4 protein-coding genes, 1 tRNA gene and 3 rRNA genes (1 of these 8 running past the window's edge) are annotated in these 7,918 nt (G+C 46.1%); 3 read left to right on the plus strand and 5 right to left on the minus strand.

What is annotated here, in order from left to right:
• Positions 1 to 88: 88 nt before the first annotated feature.
• The 3 genes from EKN56_RS17800 (at position 89) to EKN56_RS17810 (ending at position 3,361) form a co-directional block, all read left to right on the plus strand.
• Positions 89 to 829, plus strand: a complete 741-nt coding sequence (locus EKN56_RS17800) for a tRNA-uridine aminocarboxypropyltransferase (RefSeq protein ID WP_130593035.1) — start codon at positions 89 to 91, stop codon at positions 827 to 829.
• A 207-nt stretch (positions 830 to 1,036) separates the two neighbouring features.
• The gene (gene pssA, locus EKN56_RS17805; protein WP_130593772.1) at positions 1,037 to 2,392 is read left to right on the plus strand and encodes a CDP-diacylglycerol--serine O-phosphatidyltransferase; all 1,356 of its coding nucleotides are present in this window, start codon (positions 1,037 to 1,039) and stop codon (positions 2,390 to 2,392) included.
• Between the two features lie 207 nt (positions 2,393 to 2,599).
• Complete coding sequence (locus tag EKN56_RS17810) at positions 2,600 to 3,361, plus strand: transporter substrate-binding domain-containing protein (RefSeq protein WP_130593036.1); 762 nt, start codon at positions 2,600 to 2,602, stop codon at positions 3,359 to 3,361.
• Positions 3,362 to 3,417: 56 nt separating this feature from the next.
• On the opposite strand, the gene EKN56_RS17815 is transcribed toward EKN56_RS17810, so the two are convergent.
• The 5 genes from EKN56_RS17815 to EKN56_RS17835 all read right to left on the minus strand — a co-directional run.
• Positions 3,418 to 4,014 (minus strand): hypothetical protein, encoded by a 597-nt coding sequence (locus tag EKN56_RS17815; protein ID WP_130593037.1) that lies wholly within the window; start codon positions 4,012 to 4,014, stop codon positions 3,418 to 3,420.
• A gap of 245 nt (positions 4,015 to 4,259) precedes the next feature.
• Positions 4,260 to 4,375: ribosomal RNA gene (gene rrf, locus EKN56_RS17820) — 5S ribosomal RNA — on the minus strand.
• A gap of 130 nt (positions 4,376 to 4,505) precedes the next feature.
• A 23S ribosomal RNA gene (locus EKN56_RS17825) occupies positions 4,506 to 7,411 on the minus strand.
• 216 nt (positions 7,412 to 7,627) lie between these two features.
• A tRNA-Glu gene (locus EKN56_RS17830) sits at positions 7,628 to 7,703 on the minus strand.
• A gap of 91 nt (positions 7,704 to 7,794) precedes the next feature.
• Positions 7,795 to 7,918, minus strand: a 16S ribosomal RNA gene (locus EKN56_RS17835) (it continues 1,419 nt past the right edge of the window).
• The 16S, 23S and 5S rRNA genes sit together here with 1 tRNA gene alongside, the layout of an rRNA operon.

Genomic DNA, 7,918 nt, shown 5'->3' on the forward strand with positions numbered 1-7,918 from the left:
ATTATCCCGGGGGCGCTGAATACGATATCATGCGCCCCTTTATTATTTATCGACGTTAATCCCAACAGATTATCTCAGGTTACCTCTCATGGCTTCTGACATTGCATCCCCTTCTCTTCCTGACAATGCTGTTTTGCAGTTGAGGGAACAGCGGCTTGCTCAATCCACTCGACCTTTCCGCGCCAGAGGATGCAGGGTCATTCGTTGCCATCGTTGTCTGCTACCGCGAGTTCATTGCTTGTGTCACTCCTTTTCAGCGACTCTGGCCGAAAGTACTTTTTGTCTGTTGATGTACGATACAGAGCCGCTAAAGCCAAGTAATACCGGTCGCCTGATTGCCGATATATTACCTGACACTAAAGCATTTCTCTGGTCACGTACCAATATTGACCCTCAGCTACTAGCACTGTTATCCAGTACGGATTATCAGCCTTATGTTATCTTTCCTGCCGCTTATGCATCACCTGACCGGGTCGTTACTCACGTTGAAAAACAGAGTAATAAACGCCCACTGTTTATCATTCTGGACGGTACCTGGACAGAAGCCAGAAAAATGTTTCGCAAGAGCCCCTATCTGGATCGCTTTCCTGTACTTTCTATCGATAACGATCAGAGCTCAGGTTACCAATTACGGGAAGCCAGCCGTAAAGAGCAACTTTGCACCGCTGAAGTCGCTATTCAAATTTTGCATCAGACAGGCGACTCCCATGCTTCAGAAGATTTGGAGCATTACTTTACGGATTTTCGTCAACGTTATCTTGCCGGTAAAGCAAACCGTTCACTGGAAAGCTTTATCGCTTTTTCGGCTGGGGAATCTGATAAAAGTTAGAATATGTAGTTTTAAATATGATTAATTATCAATTGGTTGAAAACCCTACTGGCGAAAATCTGTTATATCAGCGACAGTTTTGCAATATTAGCGCGGTTTTTTAGTCACAATCTTAGCGAGTGGTGGTAGTATTACTGGATCCAACTGATAATCAATTTGCACGTTATGGCCTGTTGCCATAACCCAACAAGAGAAGAATGCTTTGTGATGTTGTCATCATTTAAACGAAAGAAATCTCAACAACACCTTGCACAACTGCCGAAAATTTCCCAGCGGATTGATGATATTAAAATATTATCAACACCAGGTGATTATCGTTCTACTTTACTTGACTTGATTAGTCGTGCAGAACAACGCATATACCTGATCGCGCTTTATCTTGAGCATGATGATGCGGGTATCGATATTTTATCTGCGATTTATCAGGCCAAAATGCGTCGCCCTGAGTTAGAGGTCGCTATATTAGTAGACTGGCATCGTGCTCAACGGGGTCGAATTGGTGCAACCGCAGAAAGTACCAATGCTGATTGGTACTGTAAAATGACTGAACAGCATCCTGGAGTAGAAGTGCCTGTCTATGGTGTCCCGGTTAATACTCGCGAAGCGCTGGGTGTGCTGCACTTAAAGGGTAGTGTCATCGATAATACCGTTGCCTACACGGGTGCCAGCGTCAATGACGTTTATCTGCATCGACACGATAAATACCGTTATGACCGCTATCAGTTCATCACAAATGCCTCATTAGCCGACAGCATGATAGGTTATGTCAAACAGTTCCTGTTACCAGCAGAAGCGGTTCGCAGTTTAGATTGCCAAAACCGGCCTCGCGGTCAGGAAATTAAAAATGACATTAAAAAATTCAGACAAAGCCTACGTGTTCATGGATATGAGTTTGAAAACAGCGCCACCAATGAAGAGCTCTCCGTTGCCCCATTCGTTGGTTTAGGTCGACACAGTCCATTAAATAAAGTCATCGATCGACTCATGAACAGTACGGAGCACAAACTAACGTTATGTACTCCTTATTTCAATTTACCTGCGCCGTTAGTGAAAAATATCATTTCATTATTACGTCAGGGTAAGAAAGTTGAAATTATCGTTGGTGATAAAACCGCTAACGATTTTTATATTCCTGAAGATCAGCCGTTCAAAATTATTGGTGCTCTACCCTACCTGTATGAAATTAATCTTCGTCGCTTTGTTACACGATTACAGCGCTATGTAGACCAGGGTCTGCTAACCGTTCGTTTGTGGAAAGATGAAGATAATACTTATCACCTGAAAGGCATGTGGGTTGACGATGAGTGGCAGCTCATTACGGGTAATAATCTAAACCCCCGGGCATGGCATCTGGATCTGGAAAATGCGATTTTAATTCATGATCCTAAAGGAGAATTGAAAGAAGCGCGTCAGCATGAACTGGAATGCATTCGCACACATACTTTTGTGGTTAATCACTATCAGCAACTGCAAAGTATTCAATTCTATCCGGTCAAAATACGTAAGTTAATTCGTCGATTACGGCGTATTCGTATTGATAAGCTAATTAGTCGTATTCTGTAATACTAAAAAGCCTCGAAATTCGGGGCTTTTTAATACACCAAATTCATCCTTTCTGCTTATCTTCATTTTGTATTGTATTTATCCTTCAGCACGATATTTCTTACCCTGCTAAAAAATACACCTTTAAGTAATTTTCTTGTCTTTTGCTGGCGTTCTGTTGGGGATTAATGTTAATTAATAACACACATCAAACCACAAGGATAAAAAATGAAGTTCAAATTATTGGTTGGTACTGCATTAATTCTGAGTTGCTTACAGGTTCAGGCTCGTACTATGGACGCAATTCAGCAGTCAGGAACACTCAAAGTAGGAGTTCCGGGTGACTACGCTCCATTAGCGTATCGTAATGCTTCGGGCGCGCTTGAAGGCTATGATATCGATATGGCTAATGCACTAGGTAAATCATTAAATCTGAAAGTAGATTTTGTCATTACCAGTTGGCCAACCCTGTCAGACGATCTGGCTGCAGACAAATTTGATATTGCCATGGGTGGTGTTACTGAAACCGCCAAACGTAAAGCTGAATTTGGTTTAACTAAACCGATTGTAGCCAATGGGAAAATTGCTTTAGCCAGCTGTTCGGTTGCTAAAGAATTACCTGACTTAGAAAAGATCGATCAACCTAAAGTTAAAGTGGTGGTTAACCCTGGTGGTACCAACCAAACCTTCGTAGATAGCCACATCAAAAAAGCACAAATAATCCGCGTTAAAGATAATTTCGATAATCTACAGGCGCTGAGAGACAAAACAGCAGACATCATGGTAACCGATCTAATCGAAGGCGATTACTATCAGAATAAAGAACCAAACGTACTTTGTATGGCGACAGAAAAGCCTTTCTCTGGTACTGAGAGCCACAAGGTGTATATGGTTAAAAAAGATAATACCAAGCTGCTGGAGAGTATTAATACCTGGTTGCAGGGAGAAACTAAATCCCAGCTGGCAAAACAGTGGAAAATTCGTGAGTAAGTGGTAGTCATTTTTCCATAAGCCCTAACCAACGATGTTGATTAGGGCTTTTCAAATTAAGCGCTGCAATCGCTGGAAACACGATCTAAAACGGTTAAATACCAGCGTTGATTAAAATATCCCAAATGAAAAACTAACTCTTCGCCATCATTTGATGCCAATACTATTCTACGGCTTACAGACTCAAGCTTTTTCAAATCAGCAAACGCCTTATCGCTCATATCAGTCATTTCATGCAGTTTCAAAAAAGCGGCCGTTTCAGACAAGAGATGGTTATTGCCTGTTTTGCCTACTGATAAACCTGTCGGACTCCAACGCTCCGTATCACAATCAAACGTAGCAGCAGTCTTATATTGGGTAATCTTGCTATTTGCTCTAACGAGCTTTTCAGATAAAGGCTCATAGGGCAGATATTCCGGAACCGGCTGTTTAAAGTCAAATTGAGATAATTGCTCATATTGGTATGGAATACCGCGTTTATACACAATATAAATACCAATATCCTTATTAATGAGGGAATTGATTATTTGAGTATCTTGCTGATGAAAACCAAGTAATACTTTTTGAACAACCTCTTCAAAAGATGGATTCGTTGAGGCAATAGAGGTACAGGAAAAGAGAAGTGCATACAGGGCGATAAAAAGTGTTCTCATACTTCATAATCCTTTAAATCAAGCAGCCGTTTTTATATCACATAAAGTAAAAAACTCAGTCTTTCAGTAATGGTAGTTTTTCCTGATTAGAACCTGACAAATTGGCTTGAGCGGATATTCCGGCCGTAACCGGTATGTGCTGATATCACTAACGTGCCCGGCCGACAGGGCTAATCTCTGATTATTTCGCAATCTGCATAAAGCAAAAAACCCCCAGCTTACGCTGAGGGTTTCTCTTAATTAAAGCCTGGCAGTTCCCTACTCTCGCATGGGGAAGCCCCACACTACCATCGGCGCTACGGCGTTTCACTTCTGAGTTCGGCATGGGGTCAGGTGGGACCACCGCGCTGTCGCCGCCAGGCATATTCTGTACATGAACCGTTGTATGTCAATATCACTATCCACACAACCATCCATTTCAATCCTGAACATTCGCTGAAATTCGACTTCTCTCTCTCAATCTCATCTCACCAAAACACCTTCGGTGTTGTAAGGTTAAGTCTCACGGTTCATTAGTATCGGTTAGCTCAACGTATCGCTACGCTTACACACCCGACCTATCAACGTCATAGTCTTTAACGTTCCTTCAGTGGACTCTGGGTCCAAGGGAAGACTCATCTCGAGGCAAGTTTCCCGCTTAGATGCTTTCAGCGGTTATCTTTTCCGCACGTAGCTACCGGGCAATGCCATTGGCATGACAACCCGAACACCAGTGGTGCGTTCACTCCGGTCCTCTCGTACTAGGAGCAACCCCTCTCAATCTTCCAGCGCCCACGGCAGATAGGGACCGAACTGTCTCACGACGTTCTAAACCCAGCTCGCGTACCACTTTAAACGGCGAACAGCCGTACCCTTGGGACCTACTTCAGCCCCAGGATGTGATGAGCCGACATCGAGGTGCCAAACACCGCCGTCGATATGAACTCTTGGGCGGTATCAGCCTGTTATCCCCGGAGTACCTTTTATCCGTTGAGCGATGGCCCTTCCATTCAGAACCACCGGATCACTAAGACCTACTTTCGTACCTGCTCGAGCCGTCACTCTCGCAGTCAAGCTAGCTTATGCCTTTGCACTAACCTCACGATGTCCGACCGTGATTAGCTAACCTTCGTGCTCCTCCGTTACTCTTTGGGAGGAGACCGCCCCAGTCAAACTACCCACCAGACACTGTCCTCAACCCGGATCACGGGCCAAAGTTAGAACATCAAACATTAAAGGGTGGTATTTCAAGGTTGGCTCCACGATGACTGGCGTCACCGCTTCAAAGCCTCCCACCTATCCTACACATCAAGGCTCAATGTTCAGTGTCAAGCTATAGTAAAGGTTCACGGGGTCTTTCCGTCTTGCCGCGGGTACACAGCATCTTCACTGCGAGTTCAATTTCACTGAGTCTCGGGTGGAGACAGCCTGGCCATCATTACGCCATTCGTGCAGGTCGGAACTTACCCGACAAGGAATTTCGCTACCTTAGGACCGTTATAGTTACGGCCGCCGTTTACTGGGGCTTCGATCAAGAGCTTCGCTTACGCTAACCCCATCAATTAACCTTCCAGCACCGGGCAGGCGTCACACCGTATACGTCCACTTTCGTGTTTGCACAGTGCTGTGTTTTTAATAAACAGTTGCAGCCAGCTGGTATCTTCGACTGGCTTCAGCTCCATGGGTAAACCACTTCACCTAATGCCAGCGTGCCTTCTCCCGAAGTTACGGCACCATTTTGCCTAGTTCCTTCACCCGAGTTCTCTCAAGCGCCTGAGTATTCTCTACCTGACCACCTGTGTCGGTTTGGGGTACGATTTAATGTTACCTGGAGCTTAGAGGCTTTTCCTGGAAGCAGGGCATCAACTACTTCACCACCGTAGTGGCTCGTCATCACGCCTCAGTGTTAATAAGCAATCGGATTTACCTAATCACTCCACCTACACGCTTAAACCGGGACAACCGTCGCCCGGATAGCCTAGCCTTCTTCGTCCCCCCTTCGCAGTAACACCAAGTACAGGAATATTAACCTGTTTCCCATCGACTACGCCTTTCGGCCTCGCCTTAGGGGTCGACTCACCCTGCCCCGATTAACGTTGGACAGGAACCCTTGGTCTTCCGGCGAGCGGGCTTTTCACCCGCTTTATCGTTACTTATGTCAGCATTCGCACTTCTGATACCTCCAGCAGACCTCACAGTCCACCTTCGCAGGCTTACAGAACGCTCCCCTACCCAACAATATTTTCATATCGCTGCCGCAGCTTCGGTGCATGGTTTAGCCCCGTTACATCTTCCGCGCAGGCCGACTCGACCAGTGAGCTATTACGCTTTCTTTAAATGATGGCTGCTTCTAAGCCAACATCCTGGCTGTCTGTGCCTTCCCACATCGTTTCCCACTTAACCATGACTTTGGGACCTTAGCTGGCGGTCTGGGTTGTTTCCCTCTTCACGACGGACGTTAGCACCCGCCGTGTGTCTCCCGTGATAACATTCTTCGGTATTCGGAGTTTGCATCGAGTTGGTAAGCCGGGATGGCCCCCTAGTCGAAACAGTGCTCTACCCCCGAAGATGAGTTCACGAGGCGCTACCTAAATAGCTTTCGGGGAGAACCAGCTATCTCCCGGTTTGATTGGCCTTTCACCCCCAGCCACAGGTCATCCGCTAATTTTTCAACATTAGTCGGTTCGGTCCTCCAGTTAGTGTTACCCAACCTTCAACCTGCCCATGGCTAGATCACCGGGTTTCGGGTCTATACCTTGCAACTTGACGCCCAGTTAAGACTCGGTTTCCCTACGGCTCCCCTATTCGGTTAACCTTGCTACAAAATATAAGTCGCTGACCCATTATACAAAAGGTACGCAGTCACACCCCAAAGGGTGCTCCCACTGCTTGTACGTACACGGTTTCAGGTTCTGTTTCACTCCCCTCGCCGGGGTTCTTTTCGCCTTTCCCTCACGGTACTGGTTCACTATCGGTCAGTCAGGAGTATTTAGCCTTGGAGGATGGTCCCCCCATATTCAGACAGGATGTCACGTGTCCCGCCTTACTCATCGAACTCACAATCTGTGCATTTTGGTGTACGGGACTATCACCCTGTACCGTGCGACTTTCCAGACGCTTCCACTAACACACAAACTGATTCAGGTTCTGGGCTCCTCCCCGTTCGCTCGCCGCTACTGGGGGAATCTCGGTTGATTTCTTTTCCTCGGGGTACTTAGATGTTTCAGTTCCCCCGGTTCGCCTCATACGACTATGTATTCATCGTATGATAGTGCAACGAATTGCACTGGGTTTCCCCATTCGGGTATCGCCGGTTATAACGGTTCATATCACCTTACCGACGCTTATCGCAGATTAGCACGCCCTTCATCGCCTCTGACTGCCTAGGCATCCACCGTGTACGCTTAGTCACTTAACCTCACAACCCGAAGGTGTCTCGAAAGACAACATTCTAAAGTTGCAAACAATTGAGAGACTCGCTCAGTCCACTACATGTCAGTGTATTACTCATGTATGGCTGAGGATTCAAATTTCAGCTTGTTCCGGATTGTTAAAGAGCAAATATCTCAAACATGGCTCAGTAAGCCAGTTTTGAGATATTCATCGACAATGTCTTTCACCCATTATCAGCAAGTGGCGTCCCCTAGGGGATTCGAACCCCTGTTACCGCCGTGAAAGGGCGGTGTCCTAGGCCTCTAGACGAAGGGGACACAGATATGTCAGCTTCGCAGACGCTTTGCTCTCTTTTTATTTCATCAGACAATCTGTGTGGACACTGCACGCAACTGCATATCTTTCAGGTAAGGAGGTGATCCAACCGCAGGTTCCCCTACGGTTACCTTGTTACGACTTCACCCCAGTCATGAATCACAAAGTGGTAAGCGCCCTCCCGAAGGTTAAGCTACCTACTTCTTTTGCAACCCAC

Source organism: Limnobaculum zhutongyuii (assembly GCF_004295645.1).
Taxonomy (GTDB): domain Bacteria; phylum Pseudomonadota; class Gammaproteobacteria; order Enterobacterales; family Enterobacteriaceae; genus Limnobaculum; species Limnobaculum zhutongyuii.